Origin of the sequence: Pedobacter sp. AK013 (assembly GCF_014205835.1) — a bacterium.
Classification (GTDB): Bacteria; Bacteroidota; Bacteroidia; order Sphingobacteriales; family Sphingobacteriaceae; genus Pedobacter.
In genome coordinates this window covers 168,233-192,681 of record NZ_JACHCQ010000006.1, presented here as the reverse complement: position 1 = coordinate 192,681, position 24,449 = coordinate 168,233, and the positions used below count along the sequence as shown (strand labels likewise).

At 37.3% G+C, this 24,449-nt stretch carries 23 protein-coding genes; 15 read left to right on the top strand and 8 right to left on the bottom strand.

Going from position 1 to position 24,449, the window contains the following annotated elements; translation table 11 throughout:
• Positions 1 to 219: 219 nt before the first annotated feature.
• A complete protein-coding gene (locus HDC90_RS06585) occupies positions 220 to 450 on the bottom strand; it encodes a response regulator transcription factor (RefSeq protein WP_057931491.1) in 231 nt (76 codons plus the stop codon).
• 317 nt (positions 451 to 767) lie between these two features.
• On the opposite strand from HDC90_RS06585, the gene HDC90_RS06580 reads away from it, so the two are divergent.
• The 8 genes from HDC90_RS06580 (at position 768) to HDC90_RS06545 (ending at position 6,951) form a co-directional block, all read left to right on the top strand.
• Positions 768 to 1,223, top strand: coding sequence for a hypothetical protein (locus HDC90_RS06580; RefSeq protein ID WP_184465075.1), 456 nt, complete (start codon positions 768 to 770; stop codon positions 1,221 to 1,223).
• A 10-nt stretch (positions 1,224 to 1,233) separates the two neighbouring features.
• A complete protein-coding gene (locus HDC90_RS06575) occupies positions 1,234 to 1,920 on the top strand; it encodes a hypothetical protein (protein WP_184465073.1) in 687 nt (228 codons plus the stop codon).
• Positions 1,921 to 2,057: 137 nt separating this feature from the next.
• A complete protein-coding gene (locus HDC90_RS06570) occupies positions 2,058 to 2,687 on the top strand; it encodes a sensor histidine kinase (protein WP_184465071.1) in 630 nt (209 codons plus the stop codon).
• Positions 2,688 to 2,691: 4 nt separating this feature from the next.
• Complete coding sequence (locus HDC90_RS06565) at positions 2,692 to 3,333, top strand: response regulator transcription factor (protein WP_184465070.1); 642 nt, start codon at positions 2,692 to 2,694, stop codon at positions 3,331 to 3,333.
• A 207-nt stretch (positions 3,334 to 3,540) separates the two neighbouring features.
• The gene (locus tag HDC90_RS06560; RefSeq protein WP_184465068.1) at positions 3,541 to 3,918 is read left to right on the top strand and encodes a BlaI/MecI/CopY family transcriptional regulator; all 378 of its coding nucleotides are present in this window, start codon (positions 3,541 to 3,543) and stop codon (positions 3,916 to 3,918) included.
• Positions 3,915 to 5,900, top strand: a complete 1,986-nt coding sequence (locus HDC90_RS06555; RefSeq protein WP_184465066.1) for a M56 family metallopeptidase — start codon at positions 3,915 to 3,917, stop codon at positions 5,898 to 5,900. The genes HDC90_RS06560 and HDC90_RS06555 overlap by 4 nt, the downstream gene beginning before the upstream one ends.
• Before the next feature lie 11 nt (positions 5,901 to 5,911).
• Positions 5,912 to 6,526: a TonB-dependent receptor plug domain-containing protein gene (locus tag HDC90_RS06550; RefSeq protein ID WP_184465064.1), complete on the top strand. Its 615-nt coding sequence runs from the start codon at positions 5,912 to 5,914 to the stop codon at positions 6,524 to 6,526.
• A 26-nt stretch (positions 6,527 to 6,552) separates the two neighbouring features.
• Entirely contained in the window at positions 6,553 to 6,951 is a 399-nt protein-coding gene (locus HDC90_RS06545) for an energy transducer TonB (protein ID WP_184465062.1), read from the top strand.
• A 494-nt stretch (positions 6,952 to 7,445) separates the two neighbouring features.
• On the opposite strand, the gene HDC90_RS06540 is transcribed toward HDC90_RS06545, so the two are convergent.
• The 4 genes from HDC90_RS06540 to HDC90_RS06525 all read right to left on the bottom strand — a co-directional run bounded on the left by HDC90_RS06540 (position 7,446) and on the right by HDC90_RS06525 (position 11,620).
• Complete coding sequence (locus HDC90_RS06540) at positions 7,446 to 8,216, bottom strand: succinate dehydrogenase/fumarate reductase iron-sulfur subunit (RefSeq protein WP_029278232.1); 771 nt, start codon at positions 8,214 to 8,216, stop codon at positions 7,446 to 7,448.
• A 78-nt stretch (positions 8,217 to 8,294) separates the two neighbouring features.
• Complete coding sequence (locus HDC90_RS06535; RefSeq protein WP_184465060.1) at positions 8,295 to 10,274, bottom strand: fumarate reductase/succinate dehydrogenase flavoprotein subunit; 1,980 nt, start codon at positions 10,272 to 10,274, stop codon at positions 8,295 to 8,297.
• Positions 10,275 to 10,291: 17 nt separating this feature from the next.
• Complete coding sequence (locus HDC90_RS06530) at positions 10,292 to 10,972, bottom strand: succinate dehydrogenase cytochrome b subunit (RefSeq protein WP_184465058.1); 681 nt, start codon at positions 10,970 to 10,972, stop codon at positions 10,292 to 10,294.
• Positions 10,973 to 11,212: 240 nt separating this feature from the next.
• On the bottom strand, positions 11,213 to 11,620 hold the full coding sequence (locus HDC90_RS06525) for a GxxExxY protein (RefSeq protein WP_184465056.1): 408 nt from the start codon (positions 11,618 to 11,620) through the stop codon (positions 11,213 to 11,215).
• Between the two features lie 213 nt (positions 11,621 to 11,833).
• Here HDC90_RS06525 and HDC90_RS06520 point away from each other — a divergent pair, with 213 nt between their 5' ends.
• Positions 11,834 to 12,955 carry a peroxiredoxin gene (locus HDC90_RS06520; protein ID WP_184465054.1) on the top strand — a complete coding sequence of 374 codons (1,122 nt, stop codon included), beginning with the start codon at positions 11,834 to 11,836 and terminating at the stop codon, positions 12,953 to 12,955.
• An 88-nt stretch (positions 12,956 to 13,043) separates the two neighbouring features.
• Here HDC90_RS06520 and HDC90_RS06515 read toward each other — a convergent pair whose 3' ends face one another.
• Both HDC90_RS06515 and HDC90_RS06510 read right to left on the bottom strand, forming a co-directional pair.
• A complete protein-coding gene (locus HDC90_RS06515; protein ID WP_010599638.1) occupies positions 13,044 to 13,235 on the bottom strand; it encodes a cold-shock protein in 192 nt (63 codons plus the stop codon).
• A 292-nt stretch (positions 13,236 to 13,527) separates the two neighbouring features.
• A complete protein-coding gene (locus HDC90_RS06510) occupies positions 13,528 to 14,031 on the bottom strand; it encodes a hypothetical protein (RefSeq protein WP_184465052.1) in 504 nt (167 codons plus the stop codon).
• A 287-nt stretch (positions 14,032 to 14,318) separates the two neighbouring features.
• Here HDC90_RS06510 and HDC90_RS06505 point away from each other — a divergent pair, with 287 nt between their 5' ends.
• Positions 14,319 to 14,663: a four-helix bundle copper-binding protein gene (locus HDC90_RS06505; protein WP_184465049.1), complete on the top strand. Its 345-nt coding sequence runs from the start codon at positions 14,319 to 14,321 to the stop codon at positions 14,661 to 14,663.
• A gap of 59 nt (positions 14,664 to 14,722) precedes the next feature.
• Here HDC90_RS06505 and HDC90_RS06500 read toward each other — a convergent pair whose 3' ends face one another.
• Complete coding sequence (locus HDC90_RS06500; protein WP_184465047.1) at positions 14,723 to 16,273, bottom strand: trypsin-like peptidase domain-containing protein; 1,551 nt, start codon at positions 16,271 to 16,273, stop codon at positions 14,723 to 14,725.
• A gap of 316 nt (positions 16,274 to 16,589) precedes the next feature.
• On the opposite strand from HDC90_RS06500, the gene dapF reads away from it, so the two are divergent.
• The 5 genes from dapF (at position 16,590) to HDC90_RS06475 (ending at position 24,439) form a co-directional block, all read left to right on the top strand.
• Entirely contained in the window at positions 16,590 to 17,372 is a 783-nt protein-coding gene (gene dapF / locus HDC90_RS06495) for a diaminopimelate epimerase (protein WP_184465045.1), read from the top strand.
• 403 nt (positions 17,373 to 17,775) lie between these two features.
• Positions 17,776 to 18,255 carry a hypothetical protein gene (locus HDC90_RS06490; RefSeq protein WP_184465044.1) on the top strand — a complete coding sequence of 160 codons (480 nt, stop codon included), beginning with the start codon at positions 17,776 to 17,778 and terminating at the stop codon, positions 18,253 to 18,255.
• A gap of 378 nt (positions 18,256 to 18,633) precedes the next feature.
• Positions 18,634 to 19,803: an efflux RND transporter periplasmic adaptor subunit gene (locus HDC90_RS06485; protein WP_255497516.1), complete on the top strand. Its 1,170-nt coding sequence runs from the start codon at positions 18,634 to 18,636 to the stop codon at positions 19,801 to 19,803.
• 48 nt (positions 19,804 to 19,851) lie between these two features.
• Positions 19,852 to 23,028 (top strand): efflux RND transporter permease subunit, encoded by a 3,177-nt coding sequence (locus HDC90_RS06480; protein WP_184465042.1) that lies wholly within the window; start codon positions 19,852 to 19,854, stop codon positions 23,026 to 23,028.
• A gap of 10 nt (positions 23,029 to 23,038) precedes the next feature.
• Positions 23,039 to 24,439, top strand: coding sequence for an efflux transporter outer membrane subunit (locus tag HDC90_RS06475; RefSeq protein ID WP_184465040.1), 1,401 nt, complete (start codon positions 23,039 to 23,041; stop codon positions 24,437 to 24,439).
• Positions 24,440 to 24,449: the final 10 nt, after the last annotated feature.

Genomic DNA, 24,449 nt, shown 5'->3' with positions numbered 1-24,449 from the left:
GCAACCTCAAGAGGTGTAAGGGATATTAAATTCTTCTTATTCAGATTGTCGAAAATATATGCTTAAAACATCCCCCCAACTTTTCCGCTTGATCCGCACTTGATAATAAAATTTACACCAAATTAAACATACCCATAAACAAAAGCCTGCTGATTTGACTTTAGTATCAAATAGCAGGCTTTATTGTATAGAATGAGAGGTTATACGTATTTTTAACCCTTATAGGGATAATATTCTTTCTTTAAAAGCCCAAACAATTAATTGATAAGAATTTTTAAGATCGAGCTTTCTTACCATATTTCTTCGGTGCGTATTAACCGTATGCTCGCTGATAAAAAGCATTTCGCCAATTTCTTTACTGTTGTAGCCCATTGATAAAAGGTGTACAATTTCGACTTCCCTTTCGCTAATCGAACTATGGTTTTCCCTCAGCAGGATATTATTTATCATTTTTGAAAGAATTAAATGGTTAATATTTCTAATAATTAAACGCTACTAAAAAAACAGACTTATTTTAAAATAGGTCTAAAATATGTGTTTTCATAGGGGAGACAACATTCTTCTTTTACAATGACAAATTATTCAGTTGCTATTGTATACCAAAAGTAGTGGTAGGCGGCAATTCAGCGTTAGCGTAAAACGCCCTAAATAGAAGGGTATTTTTACGGTACTATTAAACAAATTTTTGAGATGTTGTAGAATTTACTTTTCATCTTTCATTAGCTTATTACTTATTATTTATATTTGGGTTAAAACCAACAAATTTTATGACACAAATTCTATTAACGAAGGATGGTAAAAACAACACCATCCCGGTAAGCATTGCACAACAGATGACGCAGGCCTTTCGCAAGAGCCAGGACACAGAAAGAGGTACATATACTGAAGCGGCCTGGTTTCCTGCGGCACAGATATCATCTTTAACAAAAAAAATAATCGACCTTGGTGGTGACGGGATCAGAATTTATTTCGGAAGGTACACCAGCGAAATCATTGATCAGATCAACAAATTGGAATATGGCGACAAAATCCCTTTAACTTATACTGACATGAATACTGTACTTCTCGTGGTTACTAAATTAATTGATGGTAAACCCCGTACTGATTATTTTATTGATAAAGATGTAGCCTGCAATGGAGATGTGGAGCAACCAACTGATCCTGAAAATAGATCTGCATTGTGCCCGCAACAATGCGATGATGACAGTATACTGATGTTATAACATCAATCTGATGACGGGAAAAATTGATGCTCCACTTGACATACTCAAGATTCTAAAATATATCCTACCAACAACCAGCTCGTATGCTGAGTTGCTTTGCCTTGGTTTTGCTATATACTTTTTATCTAAAGATAAGGCCTCATTTTGGCGGATAAGCATATGGTACCTTGTGGTAGTAATGGTAACAGAAGTTGTTGGAAGGTATTGTGCTGTAACTTATCGCACAAATTTATTTGTATATAACATTTATACTTTATTTGAAATATCGTACGTTACCTACGGATTCCATACTTTTATAAAACAGTATGCTGATATCAAAAAATGGATAATTGCAATCTATGGAATAATACTATTAATTTACATCACATTCACCTCCATATATGGAATAAACGTGTACAATGCTTTTACCATAAGCATAATGTCGGTAATTTTTGTTATTTATGGCTTATTGTATTTTTATTTATTACTTAAAGACGAAAATTATATCGATTTAAAATTTCATCCGGCATTTTGGTGGGTTGGCGGCGCCTTGATATTTTATTTTGGCAGCACACTCGCTAATTTCTTTGATGAAATTATACAGCAAAAATTTTTAGGAAAATACAATACTAGGAGTATTATTTATACAACACTTAACTTTTTTCTATACGGCCTTTGGGTCTATTCATTTATATGCAGAGCTCGTCAACGGAAGTAATGTCACTCATATTATTGGCATCATTTGTTTTCCTTTTGATGCCAATATTCCTATTACTCTACATCAGATCCTACAACCGGCATAAAAAGAACCATGTATTGGAAAAGCAGAATATGCAGCAAAAATTTGAATCCGAAATGCTTCAAACACGCGTAGAAGTACAAGATCAAACCATGCAAAGCATAGCTACAGAATTACATGATAACGTTGGCCAGTTGCTTAGTCTTACTACACTAACACTAAACTCTATTAATTTAAATGATGAAGGAAAAGCCAAGAAGAAAATCGATAATTCATTAGCACTTGTTAACAAATCCATTAAAGAATTAAGGGAGCTGGCCAAGCTATTACATGGAGAGCAGCTGGTAGAAAATGGTATTGGCCATGCAATAGATCAGGAAATTAACTGGCTTAATAAGGCCGGTACTTACGAATTAAAAATCAACAACCTGCTCATTGATCTGCAAATTGCTTCGCCGAACAAGGATTTGATCATTCTCCGGTTGTTGCAAGAAATCATCAATAATATTATAAAACATGCCCAGGCAACCCATATCCAACTCGATTCATACCTGACAGACAATGTTTTACACTTAAGGGTTGTAGAAAATGGGGTTGGTTTTAATCCTGAAGAAATTAAATTAAAAAAAACGGGAATGGGCCTAAATTCTATTTTTAAAAGAATTGAGATGATCAATGGAAAATTAACATTAAATTCGGCTTCAGGCGAAGGCACTTCCATTTCAATAGAAGTGCCATACCCTTAATTGTATGCAAGACCAAAGTATTTCTATCGCTATTGTTGATGATCACACGCTTTTCCGTTCTGGATTGGCAAGCCTATTGGAAGAATTTGATGAAATAAATATCACGTTTGAGGCGGTAAACGGATTAGATCTCCAAGCCAAAATGAACAACAACCAGCAGGTTCAACTGATATTAATGGATATTAATATGCCAGTAATGGACGGTTTTGCAGCAACTAAATGGATTAAAATAAATCATCCGAATGTACATGTGCTTGCCTTAAGTATGCTCGAAGATGAAAAAGCAATTATTGGAATGCTTAAGGCTGGCGCGGGAGGGTACATGCTTAAAGAATCTACCCCATCAGATCTGCTAACGGCAATTAAAGTAATTGTAAATAAGGGTTTTTATGTAAACGAATTGGTGTCTGGCAGGCTTTTAGTGGCACTGAAAGACAGTGATCAAAAGCCGATATTCTCTGCAAGAGAGCTCACATTTTTACAATATTGCAGTACTGAGCTTACTTATAAGGAAATTGCAGACCTCATGAATGTTAGTCCACGCACCGTAGACAACTATCGGGAATCTCTTTTTGCTAAACTGAATATTAAATCGCGCACAGGATTGGTGGTTTATGGCATCAAAAACAACCTGATTACCATCTAACCGAACGCTTACCAAACATCTGACATACAATACAATACACAAAAATTTCAATTGCTTTTTCGCAAGGAAAAATCCTAAAGTAGGTCATTTTTTTTACTTATTAATTTTTCAAATAATTATTAAATAAAATTTGGATAACTAATCAATTAGTTTTAACTTTAGTTAAGGCAAAGTATTTTGCCGTCATCCTTATTATTATTAACTATTATGGAAATTAAAGATTTAACCAAGGCCGAAGAACAGATTATGCAGGTTTTATGGCAATTGGAAAAAGCATTCGTCAAAGAAGTTATTGATGAGCTACCCTTCCCTAAACCTGCTTATAATACTGTATCAACCATTATTAGAATTTTAGAAACCAAAGGTTTTATTGGTCACGAAGCCTTCGGTAAGGCCCACCAATACCATCCTTTAATCAGCAGAGAAGAATATAAACGCCATGCAACAGAAAAACTGTTAGGCAATTACTTCGAAAATTCGGTAGAGAGTATGTTCTCTTTTTTCGTTAAAGAGGAAAAACTGGATTTAAGCGATGTTGATGAAATTTTAAAAATGATTAATAAAATTAAACATAAGCCAAAATGAGTTTTGCCCACTATCTATTACAGGTGAACTTATACTTAATTGTTTTTTTTGGCTTTTACAAATTACTGTTAGATAAGGAGACCTACTTCACTTTAAACCGCATTTATTTGGTATCTGCGGGCGTTTTGTCTCTGTGCATACCATTTATCCGTTTAGAATGGCTAACAGAACAGAAAGCAGCACAACAGGTTTATACTTCAGTTAATTGGGAAGCCGTATTAGCACAAGCAACAATTGTAACAGAGCGTAACACTGGTTTTAACTGGGGAAACGCATTCGTTTATATCTATTGTGCAGGTATTTTGTTCTTCTTAGGTAGATTGGTGTTTAACTTATTGGCAGTTAAAAAACTCATCACTATAAATAGGGCTGGCTCGGCTTTCTCCTTTTTTGGCAAAAAAGTAATTGATCAGCAATTACCGCAAATGGATGTGATTGATATTCATGAAGAAGCACACATCAAACAATGGCATACAGTAGATATTTTATTCTTCGAAATTATAGGGATTATTACCTGGTTAAACCCGGTTATTTATCTTTATAAAAAAGCCATTAAAAATATCCACGAGTTTTTAGCTGATGAACTTGCCGCCGAATTTCAGGGTGATAAAGCCGAATATGCCATGCTATTACTAAGTAAGTCGTTTGGTATTTCACCAAATACCTTAACAAATGGCTTCTTAGAAAAATCATTGATCAAAAAAAGAATTTTCATGCTTCACAAAGAGCGGTCTAAAAAGATCGCTATTGTGAAGTATGGAATTTTTATTCCGCTATTTGCCATTCTGATTGTGTTTTCGTCGGCTACTGTTCGTAAAAATGAGAAATTGTTATCCATTACCGATCAAATCCCTATGGAGAAGCCCATCGAGATGGTTGAAAACATGGTTACTGCTCCTGAAAAGCCGATTATAACACCTACAATTTCGGTTGATGGCAAAACAGATGCAAACTGGAAGGGATTTTATCAGTTTTTATTGAGAAATATTAAATACCCAAACGCAGCCAGTAGCGATGAGGTGCAAGGCAATACGCAGATAAAATTTAATCTAAAAGGCGGCAGAGTTACCAATATTACCTCGAATGTAGAACTAGGAGCAGGTTGTGATGAAGAAGTGATGAAAGCAATTTTATCCTATAAAGGATTTAAAACTGTAGCTGATGGCAAATATGCTTTAACGGTAAGCTTTAAAATTCCAGAATCTTCGGAAGCGTTTAAGAATAAATTATTACCTAAATCTGATGGGTATGTGAACCTGAACAAGATTAATATCATATCTTATCTCCCTAAAACCTCTGAAACGGAAACCAGTTCCATTAAATCTGAAAATACAGATAAAGTATATGATTTCGTTTCGATCGAGAAACAGCCCGAATTCCCAGGTGGTATAACCAAGTTTTATAAATATATTGGTAGTAACATTAAGTATCCTAAGTTAGCACAAGAGAATAATGTTCAGGGTAAGGTTTTCCTCAGCTTTGTAGTTGAAAAAGATGGATCATTAACAGATATCCAGATTGCACGGGGTTTAGGAAGCGGTACAGATGAAGAGGCCATCAGGGTTTTAAAAGAATCGCCAAAATGGAACCCAGGCATCCAGAATGGCTTAGCTGTAAGGGTAAAATATAATATCAACGTTAATTTCACCCTCAGCGATCCCACAAAAGAAACTAAAACAAGTAACATTCCCAACGACCGGATTAGATTAAAGGGGGGTACAAATCTTGACGCGCTAATTATTTTAGATGGTGTTAAATTATCAGACAACAGTCAATTGAATGCGATAAACCCAAACAATATCGAATCGGTAGAAGTGTTAAAAGATCAAACAGCAATGAATCTATATGGGCCAAAAGCCAAGGGTGGCGTTATTTTAGTTACCAGCAAGGGTGCAAAAAGCAGCGCGCTCCGGCCACTTGACTCAAAAGAGCTTTTAATAGATAAAACAAGCAATTTTTTCGACCTTAAAAGGAAATTCTAACTAAAATCAATATGAAAAACGTAATCATATTTAGCATGTTGATGGGCTTTAGTATAGCCGGTTTTGCCCAAAAAGCAGATAGTACCAAAACGCCTAAAATTACGCTCAGAGGAATATCAACATTAGGTAATGAACCCTTAATTATAATTGATGGGAACAAACAATATATCAGAGGTACCTCGTCACTAAACGAGATTGATCCCAATAACATCGAATCTGTAAGTATCTTAAAAGATAGTTTAGCAACGGCCCAATATGGAACTGATGGTTTTGCAGGGGTAATAGAAGTTAAAACCAAAAAAAATCAGGTGGGCAATCTGTTTAAGATCAAACCTGTTGACCTCATGTTAAATGGAAGAATATCAGGGTTTAATGTACAGCCAATGCCAAATGGCCAGGTGTTAGTTAAAAAACGAGATTTATTATTTAGGGATATTGACCCTAAAGCAAAGCCACTATATGTTGTAGACGGAAAGGAAATGTCAGATATCGATACTTTGGACCCATCATCAATTGAATCCATAGCAATACTCAAAAATTCATCTGCAACAACGCTACATGGCGATAAAGGTAAAAATGGCGTAGTGGTCATCACAACCAAAAAAGCAACATCAAAGAAAAACTAAACAATTAAATCTTTTAAATAAAAACAATGAGAAAGCTAATCTTTTTAGCCCTAACGGGCATCGCCATGTGTTATAATTCTGCTAAAGCACAGCATAACGCTGATAAAGTTTACGACTTCGTGTCTGTTAAAAAACAACCTGCATTTCCAGGGGGTATTTCAAATTTCTACAGATACTTAAGCCATGAAATTAAATACCCAGAAGCCGCAAAGAAGAGTAATACCAAAGGAAAAGTATTCGCCAGTTTTATAGTTGAAAAAAATGGTGCTTTAACTGATATTCAGATCATCAGAAACCTAACACCTGAAACGGATAAAGAAGCGCTTAGGGTACTAAACAAGTCGCCGAGGTGGAACCCCGCATTACAAGATGGAGTGCCTGTAAGGGTAAAATATAACATTGCCATTAACTTCGACTTGAAATAATAACAGATTATATTAATCCTCTCCAAACACAAAACCCCAGCAAAAATTGCCGGGGTTTTATGTTTTCTCTCCTGTCTCGGAGGACTAAATTTATAAAAACTTTAATGTATATGCAAATATTACAGAATAAAATTTCTAAATATGTAAAATTTTAATATGCAAACATAAGATTATTGCAACTTTCGCAAACTTTTATTTCGAGTCGACTTTGTTGTGCAAGGTTTCGGTTTTAAAATCTCAAGTTTCATTTGTTTTCATAACAGCTGATAAATGTTAAATGTGTATCAGTTTTAATCACCAGCTTGCTAACAAATCATTAGCGTTTAATATATTATTTTCAATCTATTAACTTTTAGACCAAGAACATACTTTCAACAGATGTTACTTCATTCCTTACCCCCTTTTGCAATTAGTGGGCTCTGTTTAAAACTAAAAAGCCCCCACAATGTGGAGGCTCAAGAACCCAGCGGTTAAACTAGGTACACAGTATATTTTTAAACGGTTTCTTCTGAAATAAATTTTGCAGATGCAAAATCACGGTTCATACGAGCGATGTTTTCTAAAGAGATTCCTTTAGGACATTCGGCTTCGCAAGCACCAGTGTTGGTACAGTTACCAAAACCTTCAGCATCCATTTGCGCTACCATGCTCTGTACCCTGCGGTAACGCTCTGGCTGGCCTTGTGGCAATAATGCCAATTGAGAGATCTTAGCAGACACAAACAACATCGCTGAAGCATTTTTACAGGTAGCCACACAAGCACCGCAGCCAATACAAGCAGCTGCCTCAAAAGCCGCATCGGCCTGCATTTTAGGAATTGGTAGGTTATTAGCATCCTGGGCATTACCTGTGTTTACCGAAATAAAACCACCAGCAGCAATAACCCTGTCAAATGCAGAACGATCTACCGTTAAATCTTTTACCACCGGGAAGGCTGCAGCTCTCCAAGGCTCAACCACAATGGTATCGCCATCTTTGAAAGAACGCATATGCAACTGGCAGGTAGTAACCAAATCTTTTGGTCCATGTGGACGACCGTTGATAAACATCGAGCACATTCCGCAAATTCCTTCACGGCAATCGTGGTCGAATACAACTGGCTCTTCACCTTTGTTAATTAATTGTTCGTTTAATACATCGAACATCTCTAAGAAAGACATATCCGGTGAAATATCGGCCAATTTATAATCTACCAAAGCACCTTTGGCATTGTTATTTTTTTGACGCCAAACTTTTAGCGTTAAGTTCATATTTCCTGTACTCATGATATTGAGGTTTTAGGTTGGCGGGTTGCGTTTGGCGTTTGGCGAATAACCGCTTTACGCTGAACGCTACACGCGTCACTATTTATAACTTCTTTGTGCTACTTTAATATTTTCAAACTTCAGTTCTTCTTTGTGAAGTTCGAAGTTTACACCTTCCTTAAATTCCCAAGCGGCTACGTAAGCATAGTTCTCATCATCACGTAGTGCTTCACCTTCTTCTGTCTGATACTCTTCACGGAAGTGGCCACCACAACTTTCGTTACGGTTTAAAGCATCAATACACATCAATTCACCCAATTCGATAAAATCGGCAACACGGCCGGCTTTTTCCAGTTCGGTATTTAATTCATCAGCCGTTCCGGGTACACGTACATCGCTCCAGAACTCAGCACGTAATGCCCTGATTTCTTCAATGGCTTCGTTTAAACCTTTAGCGTTACGGGCCATACCACATTTCTCCCACATAATGTGGCCTAAACGTTTGTGGAAATGATCTACCGATTTGGTTCCTTTGATATTGATCAGTGTATTTAAAATGCCAACTGCTCTTTCTTCAGCCTCAACAAATGCAGGGTGATCGGTTGGAATTGCTTTTACCGAAATTTCTTTAGATAAATAAGCACCAATGGTGTATGGAAGAACAAAATAACCATCAGCCAAACCTTGCATCAGGGCCGAAGCTCCTAAACGGTTTGCACCGTGATCTGAGAAGTTAGCCTCACCAGTACAATATAAACCAGGTACAGATGTCATCAAGTTATAATCAACCCATAAACCACCCATGGTATAGTGAACTGCAGGATAGATACGCATTGGCGTTTCGTAAGGATTCTCACCAGTAATCTGCGCATACATATCGAACAGGTTGCCATATTTTTCCTTAATTACCGCGGTACCTAAACGCATGCAGGTTTCTTTATCAGGGTTGTGGTTACCAGCTTTAGCAGCTTCGATTTTTCCGTAACGCTCTGTATTTGCTTTAAAGTCAAGATATACTGCCAATTTAGAAGCACCTACGCCATAACCTGCATCGCAACGCTCTTTCGCAGCACGAGAAGCCACATCACGTGGTACCAGGTTACCAAAAGCAGGGTAACGGCGCTCTAAATAATAATCTCTTTCATCTTCAGGAATTTCTGAAGCTTTACGGTTATCATCTTTCTTTTTAGGCACCCAAATACGTCCATCGTTACGCAACGACTCAGACATTAGGGTTAATTTAGATTGGTGATCGCCAGAAACCGGGATACAGGTTGGGTGAATTTGTGTATAACAAGGGTTTGCAAAATAAGCACCTTGTTTGTGCGCTTTCCAAGCCGCTGTAACGTTACTTCCCATCGCATTGGTAGAAAGATAGAATACGTTACCATAACCACCCGTTCCTAGTACTACCGCATGACCGAAATGACGCTCAATCTCTCCTGTAATTAAGTTACGGGCAATAATACCACGCGCTTTGCCATCGATTTTAACCACCTCAAGCATTTCGTGGCGGGTATACATTTCTACTTTACCCATACCAATCTGGCGTTCTAAGGCAGAATAGGCACCTAGTAATAACTGTTGCCCAGTTTGACCTGCAGCATAGAAAGTACGTTGTACTTGTGTACCACCAAAAGAACGGTTATCTAACAAGCCACCGTACTCACGTGCCAAAGGCACACCTTGTGCTACACATTGATCTATAATATTGGCGCTTACCTCTGCTAAACGGTGTACGTTAGCTTCGCGGGCACGATAATCGCCACCTTTAATTGTATCGTAGAAAAGGCGATAAACACTATCACCATCATTCTGATAGTTTTTTGCTGCATTGATACCACCCTGAGCAGCAATTGAGTGTGCTCTACGTGGCGAATCCTGAAAACAAAAACATTTTACTTTATAACCCATCTCAGCCAAAGTAGCCGCTGCCGAAGCACCTGCTAAACCCGAACCTACAATGATTACTTCAATAGTTCTTTTGTTCGATGGGTTAACCAAAGGCACAGAAGACTTATATTTTGTCCATTTACTGGTTAATTCGCCTTCTGGAATATTTGAATTAATATCTGACATATCTTTTGTGCTAAAAATTATTGAATAAGACCGAAATAAACTGCAATCGGCATGGCTGCGAAAAGGATCGAAATAATAATCGAATACCAAACGCCAGCTCCTTTAATTATACCGTTATATTTGGAGTGGTTCCATCCTAATGTTTGGAATGCTGAAGCAAAACCATGCAATAAGTGATAGCATAAAGAAAACATAGCCAAAATATATACGGCAACCCTTACCGGATCCTGAAATTTTTCTTTCATTACCGCATAAAGGTCTTCATGTCCGTTGGCATCAACCGTTGGGATTCCTGTAAAACGGGAAACTACCCAAAAATCTTTCAGGTGAACAACCAGGAAGATCAGCAAAAGCGTACCTAGCAAGCCCATAGAACGGCTATACCATTTACTATTTGCCTTACCATCGTTTACGGCATATTTAACCGGACGTGCTTTCTGATTTTCCAACGTTAAACGTAACGCCTGAAAAATGTGTACAAGCAAACCAATAAACAGCACAACTTCGCCTGCCCGGATAATCCAGTTAGTGGCCATAAAATGTGCGCCTACGTTAAATGTTAAACCACCGTCGTTAATAAATATTAAAGCATTAATACCGCAGTGTACAATTAAAAAAAGTATCAGGAACAAACCTGTAATACCCATGATGAATTTCTTCCCTATTGATGAAGAAAATGCATTTCCGAAACCACTCATTTGATTAGGATTTATATCTAAATTTCTTGCAAAAGTATCTAATTATGAGTTTAATTTATAAACGAATATGACAAAACAACGATAAAACTTTTATTTAGAAACATTCTAAAGCATTATTGGAAATAATTGAAATATTGTGGGTCATTTAGGGTTTCGAGAGTACTGATTGACTAAAGAAATCATTTTACCATTAAGAAGTTTGAGGCCATTAAGATTTATGCTCAATGGTCCTTGCAACTTTTACTCATCCGGTAAAATTTTGAAATATTCGTTAACTATCGGCACTATACTTTTGGTAATGTTATCTGTAAAAAAATTAATCAATAATCCTTGCGGAGCATTGAGAAGTTTCCTATAGGTTTGGAGTTGCGCCTGATGAACAGGTAGAATATTTGATATCGCTTTTATTTCTATTACAACACATTTATTAACAAATAGATCCGGCGGTAAATCCAAATCCATTTCTAAATCATCATACATCACAGACAGTACAAATTGTTGAGAAACCGTATATCCGTTTTTTTCCAACTCATATTTTAAGCAACGCTCATATATACTCTCTAATAAACCCGGGCCTAAGATTTTATGAACTTTAATTGCTAATCCTGTTATCTCGTAGGATAACTGTGTAACCTCTCTTTTAGTCATTCCCTAATTAATTTAAATGAAACATGTATTCCACATTATTTTTCATGCATGCAGAATTAGGGATGATTAAAATAAGTTAATATTTAGAACTTACTTTAAACTAAAATAACAAATTATTTTCTTACTACCTTAATTTCTTAATTGTAAAATAGATGAATAATAAACCTCAGATCAACTAAGTTTTTCGTTATATTGCGATATCAAATTGTTAATATGAAAAAACAGCTCTATTTACTTATTTTATTAGCTAGCTTATTCTCTGCCTGCGACCCTGTACCTGCAACATTTAATTTCGAAACCAAAAACTTTGGCCCAAATGCAGTAATGATCATTCAAAGTGCTGAAAACGGAGAAACATTGAAAGTTGAAAACATTACCAACACCAACCAGACCTTCAAAATCAACATCCCCGTAAAAGGTTATGGCATTTTAAAAACCGAAGATGGCGGCCACAAAGGAGAATACTATCTCTACCTCGACAAAGGAAACTTCAAAGGTATTCTTGATGGAAAAAATATCAATTCATACCCTTTAAAAAGCGTTCCAACTAAAGAAGGTGAGCAATTTATAAACTACTACAGGTTAAAAGATGATATAAGTAAAAACCTGCTCGATAGTTTGGATATTGTTGAGTTGGAATTAGACCAGGCCACACGAGACAATATTATGGAAAGGGCAAAAAAAGCAGACCGTTGGAGGGAAAAAAAAATCTTGCTTCAATTGGATGTTATAAAGGCCTTTGCCAAAAAGTATCCAAGTTCTATGCACACCCTCTTTTTATTGGAACAACTCGGCAGGACAGATTCGGATGCCAAAACCTATTTATCTATTTTTAACAGTTTAGATAAAGAAATTCAGGAAAGCAAAAGGGGTAAAAGCCTCTTAGAAGCGATTAAACAAGCTAGCCAGATGATGGCGGGAAGTAAAATGCCTAATATTGAAGGAGAAAACCCAGATGGTAAAAAGTTTGAACTAAGCGTACTTAAAAAGGTAAATCTGGTTATATGCTGGACTTCTTATAGTGGGAAAAGCAGAAAAAACAACCAGGAACTGGTTAAGCTCTACGAGAAGTATAAAAATAAAGATGTAGAATTTATCGGGGTATCGTTCGATAAGAAAAGAGACTGGTGGATAAATGTAATCAAGGATGATCACTTTACCTGGCCACAATATTCAGATCTTCAGGGAGCAAAATCACCTAATGCAAAGAATCTGAGCAATTACAATGTAACCTATTTCTTTTTGGTTGATAAAAATGGTACTGTATTGAGCAACAATGATCTTTCTTTAGATTTTGTTGATAGTGAAATCAGCAAAAATTTGGCGGGCAGATAATGTGAGAGTCGACTATCCAAAAGCTGATTCTACAAAAAAAGTCCCGATTTGCATCGGGACTTTTTACGATTTATGTGTTTGAGTTTTCTTAAGCTACTTTAACATTTACCGCGTTTAGGCCTTTTCTACCTTCTTCTACATCGTAGTTTACGGTATCATTCTCGCGAATGTTATCGATTAAGCCTGAAGCATGAACAAAAATTTCGGCATCGCCATTAGATGGAGTGATAAATCCGAAACCTTTAGTTTCATTAAAAAATTTTACTGTTCCTTGTTGCATTATATTGTATTTTAATTTGCACCAAAGATAGACTTAAATACCTATAAATCAATTTTTTATTTTTTTATTCTGTAATAAATGCTAAATATATTGAGTATTTGCCCTTTAGGCCCTATTTAGCGGTCCAATTCAATCCATTAATAATTGATGTATTACCTGTTTTTTTCATGAAACACATTCAAAATAAGCACTCTCTTCCATTTTTCTACGGGGAAAAAGTATTCACCAGCAACAAAAAACTACCTGGTCACGATCGAAACAAAGGCCAATCTGCTACAAATTAAGATCAAATTTAGCTATAAACGAGGCTTTCGCTGTGCTCGTAATTTACCATCAGACTTTCAGTATTTTTTACAACTAATGTTTCGTGCACTCTGGTATTATAACTTAAGATTAATAAATCACCAACGATTTCATGTAAAATTAATTTCGGACTGGTATAGGTGATCGAAACTACATGTGCTGCCTTATTTAACAGGTCTGAAGCATCAATATGTAATTCGGCCCAATCAAAAAGGATCGGACGATCTTCGAGATCGTTTAAAACAGGCATTTTATGTGCTAAGGCAGCAATGCTATTCATTACTGCGTACTGAAGTTTTTGATTTAGCGTGTTTGCCTTTTCGTTGGCTTGTTGCATCTGAGAAAAGGTATGCAGGCGTTGATCCAAGCTATATATTTTTGATCTTTTTTGAAATTCTTCGTAAGTATCATGAAAGATCCGCCTTTCAAAATCAGTTCTGCACATGAAATTGAAATATTGTTTTACGCTGAGGTTAATGCTAGCTAAAGCCATAATATTCGGTTTTTGTTCTGATTCTAATATGGAACAATAAAAAAATAATTATAAAGTATCAGTAAAGACTGATTATCAATTGATAAATAGCGAAACTAAGTCTTGATTATGAAAAACGGATGAATATTGGTTTGAGTACAAAGATTTGGCAGCACACCCCTCTTATTTAAGATATTTTAACATTTCGAAATTTCCTACAACCAATCTCCAATTTCATTTTTTCAAAACAGTTTAATTTCCAACAGGTTATTAATATACGAAATAGGTATAACCAAAACTTTTACGATATGGAAACGAGGAACAACCATGGTTTAATCCAGGCTTTACTAGATTGCGCGCTAGCTTGCGAACACTGTGCATCATCTTGCTTAAAAAAAGAAGATATCAATATGATGATTGATTGTATTAAACTTGATAGGGATTGCGCAGATATCTGTACTCAGGCCGCCAGATTGTTGCAAAGAGATTCAATTATTGGGCACCAATATTTACTGCTTTGCGAAGAAATATGTAGGCTTTGTGCGGCCGAGTGTGGCAAACATGATCATGAACACTGCAGACAATGTGCCGTGGCCTGCGAAGAATGTGCGGATGCTTGCCATGCCAGCCACGAACCTATCAACCAAGACTAAAATTAAAAGGCTTCCCAAGTTAAACTTGGGAAGCCTTTTAAACTATTTATTACAATTAATTACTGTGCAGGGAAGCTATAGTTATACGAGCCTTGCTCGCCAACTCCAGAAATACTCACCATGTTGTTTCTGCCTAAAGGTAATGCTTTTTGTACATCAGCCACAGAATTTACAGGTTGGCCGTTAACCTTGGTAATGATTAAACCTTTTTCAACACCAATATTATCAAAAGCCTTACCTGTTGTAACAGATGTTACCACTACTCCACTATTGATACCATATTTCGATTTCTGAGCCTGAGTTGCCGGAGCAAAAGTTGCACCCAGTTTCGAAACTTCTACACCTTTACCTGTAGCATTTTTTGCCGTAAGGCCTACGCTAGCCTCTCCTTTTAAAGTTACGGTGTAATCTTTAAGTGCTCCATCTCTCAACACGGTTAATTTAACTTTATCACCCGGATTTAAACGTCCAACTCTTTCCTGCAGATCAGGTGAATCGTTGATTACTACTCCATCAACTTTTTTAATAACATCGCCCGATTTAATGCCCGCAGCGGCAGCACCGCCACCAGCAACCACATCATTCACATACAAACCGCTTATCTCATTGGTTTTAATTCCTTCTGGTTTTTCCTCACCGCTTAATGGTACAAAGTTAACGCCAATGTAACCACGTTTAACCGAACCATATTTCATAAAATCATCTACAATTTTACGGGCCAGGTTAACAGGAATTGCAAATCCATAACCTTGATTGTATCCACTTTGCGACGCGATTGCCGAGTTAATACCTACCAATTCGCCACTTGCATTTACAAGCGCACCGCCGCTGTTACCAGGATTAATAGCAGCATCGGTTTGGATAAATGATTCGATACTAGTATTTGCCGGGCGATCTGGTCTTTTACCAGTACGTTGGTATTCGCGATATTCCTCTTCTGTAATTTCATTGCCTTGTTGCTCTCGGCCAATAATACCAATGCTACGATTTTTTGCACTTACAATACCAGCTGTTACTGTCGTATTTAAATCTAATGGGAAACCAACCGCTAAAACCCACTCTCCAACCTGCACATTATCTGAGTTACCCATTTTTACTACTGGTAAACCAGTTGCATTTACTTTAATTAATGCTAAATCGGTATTCGGATCGCGGCCGATTACTTTTGCCTCTACTTTACGTCTGTCTGTTAAAACCACCTCTACCTTCTCTGCATTTTCTACCACGTGGTTATTAGTTACGATATAACCATCCTGACTGATAATTACACCTGAACCCGATGCCGCTCTAGGCTGACGCTGCATCTGACGGCCACCACCACCAAAGAAATCTTCCATCATATCAAATGGAGAAGAACCTCTACCACCGCCATTTTGTGCGGCATACGTTGTTTTAATATGAACCACTCCAGGTGCAACTGCTGCTGCAGCCTGCGTAAAATCTGTTGTACCCGCTGATGATACCTTAAGCGGATTATTGGCAAAGTATAAGTTCTGTTTATCAGTAATTGTACTGCCTGTTTGGTTACGCTCAAATAGTTTGTAACCTCCAATTGCTGCTGCCCCACCTATAAAAGCAGCCAACACGGTAATTCCTAATATTTTTTTCATGTGTTTATATATTGTTTTTTAAAGCCATGATTTATTACAAGCTATTTTGCTAGCTAATTGTTTGGTTAGCCTATAATATTCATTTGTTAAATGTTATTATTTGCGAGAGCATTTTTCACTTTGGTTTAAGCAGAATGCTCAGGCAGTTTTTATCTGCTCAAATTTTCTTTCGTAAGTTTATTCAAATTTAATACCATATAAACGATATTTGTCTCCTCAAAGCACTTAGTTTTGTGTTAAAAAATGTTAAATCAAGAAACACGAACCGTCGATTAACTTTTGCAACTCAAATTTTGCATTAAAAAATGAAGCTTTCATGAAAATTAATTTCTTTAAATACCAAGGCGCAGGCAACGATTTCATTTTAATAGACCACACCATGAGTCCGTTAAAAAACATTGACAATCAATTAGTTGAACAACTATGTCATAGAAGATTTGGCATTGGTGCTGATGGATTAATGTTTATTACCAAACATGAGGATTATGATTTTGAGATGCATTATTTTAACGCAGATGGTAAGCTGGGCAGCATGTGCGGCAATGGCGGCAGATGCATTGTTGCCTTTGCCAAACAGCTTGGAATTATCGACCGTGAAACAAACTTTTTGGCAGTAGATGGACCACATTATGCCAGAATTTCAGAAAATGGCGAATGGGTTGATTTACAAATGATTGATGTAGATACCATTACTAAAGATGGTGAGGCTTATGTATTGAACACCGGATCGCCGCATTATGTTGCTTTGCAAAGCGATTTAAAAGACTTTGATGTTTTTACCGAAGGAAAAAACATTCGTTACAATGGAACTTATGCCGAAAAAGGCATAAACGTAAACTTTGTTGAAGATAAAGGCGACCATTTATTTGTGCGCACCTACGAGCGTGGTGTTGAAGATGAAACTTATGCCTGTGGCACCGGGGTAACAGCAGTAGCCATGGCCATCGCAAAACATAAAAACCAAACCGGCCATGTTAAAACAGCCATTAAAGTTTTGGGTGGCGATATTAAAATAGAATTCGATTACGACGGCAGAGAATTTACCAATGTATTTTTATGTGGCCCGGCCAAATTGGTTTTTGAGGGAGAAGTAGATTAAAAATCATTTCTGTGATGCGGTTAGTTTTCCTTTTTCTCTGTGTGATTTACTATACTTCATGCCAACAGAAAAAACAGGCTAAACATTTTGAAATCAAAAAGGCGAATAGTGTATCAAAAACAAAAGTTGATTCTACTGAAAAAAACTAGATTCATTATTTAAAAATGCGATAGAAAAAGCCTTAGGGCTAGCCAAAACTACAAGAGCAGGGAGCTTTAAGAAAAATTTTTCTGTAGGCAGTGAAGGCTTAAACAATAAGATCGATGTAGAAGTTAGGCTTGGATACCTTTTTTCAAAGAAGCACAAAAACTTATTAATCGTAAGCTCATCAAACTCTTATACAAAAATAAATATCTATGCAATTGAGGCTTCCGATTTTAAGCAATTGGTCAACAAAGTTTTAATGACCGGTTCTTACCCAGACTGGTCAATCAAAGATATAAATAATGATGGGCTTAAAGATTTCTTAATTAATTGGTACCCACTATCAGGATGTTGTATGAGAAATATTTTTGATTTGTATCTTTCTCAAACCGATGAAACTTTTAGTCCAGAGATTGAGCTTGCTAACCCTACGTTCTTTTTAAAAGAAAAATTAATCCGAGGCGTTACTTATGGTCATCCGGGGCTTGCATCTTTATATAAATTTAAATGGAATGGATTAAAGCTTGACACGCTGGAATATATTTATCCCAATATAAAAGATACACTTCAAATTTCGTTTGTAAAATCTAACCGGATTTCTTATCCCCACTCAAAGCATAATCAATCCAAAAACATAAAATCAATACCAAAAGAGTATAAAACAGTTTTGGGTCTCGATTACTTTAAAAGCTATAGTTTGAAAGACATCAAAATTATTTCAAAAAACTATGATAATTAAGATTACCCTTAGCTGTATGATGAAATTGATAACACATGCAAGGACGCTTGTGTAGACTGATCAAAATTCGCTTCATTTATCACTGTAAAAATATATTAATCTAACCAATTTAACAGCTTTTAACATCTGTCGCAAGATATTTACAAGCAATATTTTAAAATAAATAATGTAGTTAAACCATTTAAAAACAATATTTTAGTTATATTTAAATAGCGCTCTAACTACAAAATAAATCAATCGATTGATTAAATGACAGAACTCGGACAGATTTATTTTTTTTTAGGCTCTATTTTTGGGCACTTATCGGCGAAAATCGAAGTCCTATATTTCGATAACGCCCTTAATTCCGGAATTTAAATTTAAACACACAAAATACCCATGAGAAAAGTAACAACTCTCTTTTTTAGTATGAGCATTGGTATGCTTTTGGCATCCTGCGGAAATAACGACGCAGCTAAAAAAGCTGCCGCTGCAGCAGCAGCCGGTCCACAAGCTTACCCTGTATTTACAGTAAACACACAAAACACAACCTTAGATTCTGATTATCCAGCAACAATTGAGGGTATTCAAAACATCGATATCCGTCCGAAGGTTGATGGTTTTATCGAAAAAATATTAGTGGATGAAGGTGCGGTAGTTAAAAAAGGCCAGTTACTTTTTACCATTAATGCACCTCAGTATGCGCAACAAGTTAGAACAGCAAAGGCAGCAATTAGCAGTGCAGAAGCTGACGTGAATGCCGCTCAACTAACCGTAAACAAAACCAAACCTTTGGTAGAGAAAGATATTATTAGCAAGTACGATCTGGATGCAGCGCTACTCACACTTCAAAGCAGAAAAGCTGCATTAGCACAAGCAAAAGCAGAATTGGTAAACGCACAGGTTAATTTAGGTTACACTTCTATTACCAGTCCGGTTGATGGTGTTGTTGGCAGTATCCCTTTCAGAAATGGAAGTTTAGTGAGCAGTAGCAGCACACAGCCATTAACTACTGTTTCTAACACCTCTAAGGTTTACGCGTACTTTTCTTTAAACGAAAAACAGCTTTTAGATTTTTCCAACACCTACAAAGGCAACACACTTGCACAGCAAATGAAAAACATTCCTCCGGTAAGTTTAGTTCTTGCCGATGGAACAATCTATGCGCAGAACGGCAAAATCGAATCCATCAATGGACAGATTAACACCAGTACTGGTTCGGCAAGTTTAAGGGCAACATTCCCTAATCCGGCTTTCCTATTAAAAAATGGCGCAAGTGCATCTGTTAGAATTCCTCAGCATGTTGAAAATGCAATCCTAGTGCCTCAAAAATCAACGATCGATTTACAGGGTAAAAAATTCGTTTACATTTTAGGTGATTCGGCCAAGGTGATTAATACCCAAATTGAAGTGATGGAATTAGCTAAAGGTAATTTCTACGTAGTTACCAAAGGGCTTAAGGTAGGCGATAAAGTTATTTTAGAAGGCTTTCAGTCTTTAAAAGACGGGACTAAAATTAAACCTGAGGTAAAAAACACCGATTCAGTTTATGCTGAAATAAAAAAATAACAATATAGTCAGTGAAATCACACTATAGCAGTGTAATCCATATTAATTATGTTTAAGAAATTTATAGATAGGCCCGTTTTATCAACAGTTATATCCATTATAATTGTAATATTAGGTGTATTAGGCCTCGTAACTTTACCCATCTCGCAATACCCGGAAATTGCACCGCCAACCGTTCAGGTATCGGCTTCGTACCAGGGGGCAAACGCCGATGTGGTAATGAGTAGTGTTGTTGTTCCGTTGGAAGAGCAGATAAATGGTGTGGAAGACATGACCTACATGACTTCTAGCGCCAGTAATGATGGTACTGCAACCATTACAGTCAACTTTAAATTAGGTACAAATGCCGATTTAGCAGCGGTTAACGTGCAGAACCGTGTAGCCAGGGCTACCAGTTTATTACCTGCAGAGGTCACCAGATCGGGTGTTATCACAGCAAAAAGACAAGCGAGTAATTTACTTATTTTCGCTATTTACAGTGATGACCCATCATACGATCAGAAGTTTTTACAGAATTATGCCAACATTAACATCATCCCCGAAATTAAACGGATTAGTGGTGTGGGTGATGCAAGTGCATTTGGTACTTTAGATTATACCATGCGTATCTGGCTCAAGCCAGAAGTAATGGCCGTTTATGGCTTGGTGCCAAACGATGTGAGCGTAGCCCTTGCTGAGCAAAACATCGAAGCTGCACCAGGTCAGTTTGGTGAGCAGGGAAACCAGGCTTTTCAATACACGTTAAAATACAGCGGCCGTTTAAAAACGGAAACTGAGTTTAGCAATATCATTATTAAGGCAAATGCAAACGGACAGATTCTTCGCTTAAAAGATGTAGCCAGAATAGAGCTTGGTGCGCAAAGTTATGCCAGCTACGTAAAGTTTAATGGTAAACCTGCACTAGGTATTGCCATTAGTCAAACAGCGGGTTCGAATGCAAAAGAAGTAATCGAAAACTCGATTAAAACTTTAGATAAAGCAGCAACTTCTTTCCCAAAAGGGATTCATTACGAGACTGTTGTTAACGTAAACAACTTCCTGGATGCCTCAATCGAAAAGGTAATCCACACCTTGATAGAAGCATTTATTTTGGTGTTCCTGGTGGTATTTATTTTCTTGCAAGATTTCCGGTCAACTTTAATTCCGGCAATCAGTGTTCCGGTGGCTATTATCGGTACTTTCTTCTTCCTTAGTTTATTCGGGTTTACCATTAACCTGTTAACCTTATTTGCATTGGTACTGGCCATTGGTATTGTGGTAGATGATGCCATTGTGGTGGTTGAGGCTGTGCATGCCAAGCTAGATGCCGGTTATAAAGACCCTAAAAAGGCAACAAAAGATGCGATGGATGATATCAGCGGTGCGATTATTTCAATCACACTGGTAATGGCGGCGGTATTTATCCCGGTAAGTTTTATCCAGGGTTCATCAGGTGTATTTTATAAACAATTCGGTTTAACACTTGCTATTGCAATTATTTTGTCGGCCATCAACGCCTTAACATTGAGTCCGGCATTGTGCGCCATGTTTTTAAAACCGCACGCAGAAGATCACGAAAAAAGCAAAAATTTCTTGCAACGTTTTTATACTGCTTTTAATACTTCATTTGATGCCGTAACGCAAAAATATAAACGCTCTGTTGGCTTCCTGGGCAAAAAAAGATGGCTTGCAGGTTTAGGAATTGCTTTTTTTGCAGTGGTGCTGGTGTGGATCATGAATACTACACCTAAAGGTTTCGTGCCAAATGAGGATTTAGGAACAGTTTTTTCTGATATTTCATTGCCACCTTCTACTTCACAGGAAGAAACCGATAAAATTATTGTAAAAATCAATGATATTGTAAGTAAGGTACCAGAAGTAGAGGCTACATTTAGGGTTGTTGGCCGGAGTTTAATCAGTGGTTCGGGCAGTTCTTATGGTATGGTTATCGCAAGGCTTAAACCATGGGATAAACGCAAACGCGATGTTAAAGCCATTATTGGTGAATTATTTGCAAAAGCAGCCAGCATTAAAGGCGCGAAGATAATTTTCTTTGCCCCACCAACCATCCAGGGTTTTGGTACTGGTGGTGGTTTCGAGTTCCAGTTACAGGATAAAACCGGTGGCGACATCAAAAAGTTCAACGAAGTGGGCAATGCATTTTTAGCTGCTTTGAGTAAACGTCCAGAAATTCAGTATGCATCAACCTCGTTCAACCCGAATTTCCCACAATATCAGATTGATGTAAATGTGGCCAAAGTAAAACAAGCTGGCTTAACCGTTAGCGATGTATTAGCCGTTTTACAGGGTTATTATGGTGGTGTTTATGCCTCAAACTTTAATAAATTTGGTAAACAATACAGGGTAATGTACCAGGCAGATGCCAAGTACCGCGCCAACCAACAAAGTTTAACCAGCATTTATGTTCGCAATTCGAGTGGAACAATGGCCCCTATTTCTGAATTTATTACGTTAGAAAAAGTTTACGGTCCGCAGGCCATTTCGCGTTTTAATTTATATACCTCAATTGCGGTTACAGGTAACCCCAATGCAGGATTTAGTTCTGGTGATGCCATTAAGGCCATCCAGGAAGAAGCTGCAATCCACCTTCCAACAGGTTACGGATACGAGTTCTCGGGTTTATCGCGTGAAGAAGTAAGTAGCGGTAGCCAAACTATTTTTATCTTCCTGCTTTGTGTAATCTTCGTGTACTTTCTCCTTTCGGCGCAGTACGAAAGTTATATCTTGCCATTGGCTGTATTGTTTTCATTGCCAATTGGTTTGGCCGGCGTATTTATCTTTGATAAAATATTTGGTGTAGATAATAACATTTACACGCAAATTACCTTGATTATGCTTGTGGGTTTGCTCGCAAAAAATGCCATTCTGATTGTAGAGTACGCGGTAGACAGGCGACGAAAGGGAATGAGCATTGTTAACGCGGCTATAGATGGTGCGACCGCCCGTTTACGCCCGATCTTAATGACCTCTTTTGCTTTTATCCTGGGTTTATTGCCATTAATGTTGTCATCAGGTGTTGGAGCAGCAGGTAATACCTCAATTGGTACTGGAGCTGTGGGTGGGATGTTAATCGGTACTATATTCGGAGTATTTGTAATCCCCGCCTTGTTCATTGTTTTCCAAACCTTACAGGAAAAAATAAGTAATAAATCTCCTTTTGAGGAAGGCATTGATCGCGAACAAACAGAAGAAGAGTATGAGTTAGCGGTTAACCGTCCACATTAATTTTAAAACCATGAAATTTAGATATAAGTATTCCATTTTAATCGGTTTAGCCATCCTCAGTTTAAGTGCCTGCGTAACTAAAAAATACGAGCGGCCACAACTTAAGAGCGAAGGTTTATACCGAGATAACAATACAACAGACACAACCACCATTGCCGATCTGCAATGGAAAACGTTGTTCTCAGATACCACTTTACAGTCGCTGATCCAACAAGGGATAAATGAAAATTTAGACCTGAAACAGGCCATTGAGCGTATAAAAATTGCCGAAGCAACACTAATACAGAGTCGTGGGGCATTATTGCCAAGCCTACAGGCCGATGTAAATGTAACCGACAATAAAGCTTCTGCGGCAGCACAGAATTTTCCGGCAGGAATTAACATCAACCTGGAAACCCAAACCTATAAAGCACAATTGAGCACCAGTTGGGAAGCCGATATTTGGGGAAAATTAAGCAGTGCAAAACGTGGTGCTTATGCTACATTATTACAAAGCGATGCGGCAAAACGTGCTGTTCAAACCCAGTTAATTGCTACCATTGCTAATAATTATTATGCTTTGTTAGCGCTGGATAAGCAACTGGCCATCACAGAGGAAACTATTAAGGTGAGAACCAAAGATGTGGAAACCATGAAAGAGCTTAAACAAGGCGCTGTAGTTAATGGTGCAGCGGTTGTACAAAGTGAAGCCAATTTATATGCGGCCCAAGTAACCTTACCTGATTTAAAAAGAAGTATTAAAGAGGCTGAAAATGCATTAAGTGTTTTAGTTGCTAAAGCGCCAAATGCAATTAACCGTACCACTTTAGATCAGCAGACTCCTTATGCTGATTTAAAAACCGGTGTTTCTGCACAATTATTAAAAAATCGTCCGGATGTGATAGCAGCTGAATTTGGTTTCAGATCGGCTTTCGAAAACACCAACGTAGCGAAAGCTTATTTTTATCCTGCTTTAACGATTACAGCTGCAGGTGGCTTATCAAGCTTACAATTACAGGATTTCTTTAGCAAATCTATCTTCTATAATTTAGTAGGCGGTTTAACGCAGCCAATTTTTGCAAAAGGCGCAAACAAAGCACGCTTAAAAACAGCTGAAGCGAATCAACAAATTGCTTTTTATAACTTTCAACAAACACTGCTAACCGGCGGACAGGAAGTATCGAATGCTTTGTACGCTTATCAAACAGCTTCAGAAAAAGAAGCGACAAGAGCAAAACAGATCGCCTCGCTAACTAAAGCGGTAGATTTTACCAAAGAATTATTGCGCTACAGTTCGGCAACAAACTATACTGACGTTTTAACTTCAGAACAAAGTTTGTTAACAGCCCAATTAAGTGGCATTAATGATCGGTTACAAAAACTACAATCGGTGGTAAACCTATACCGTGCATTAGGCGGTGGCTGGAAATAAACAATAATTA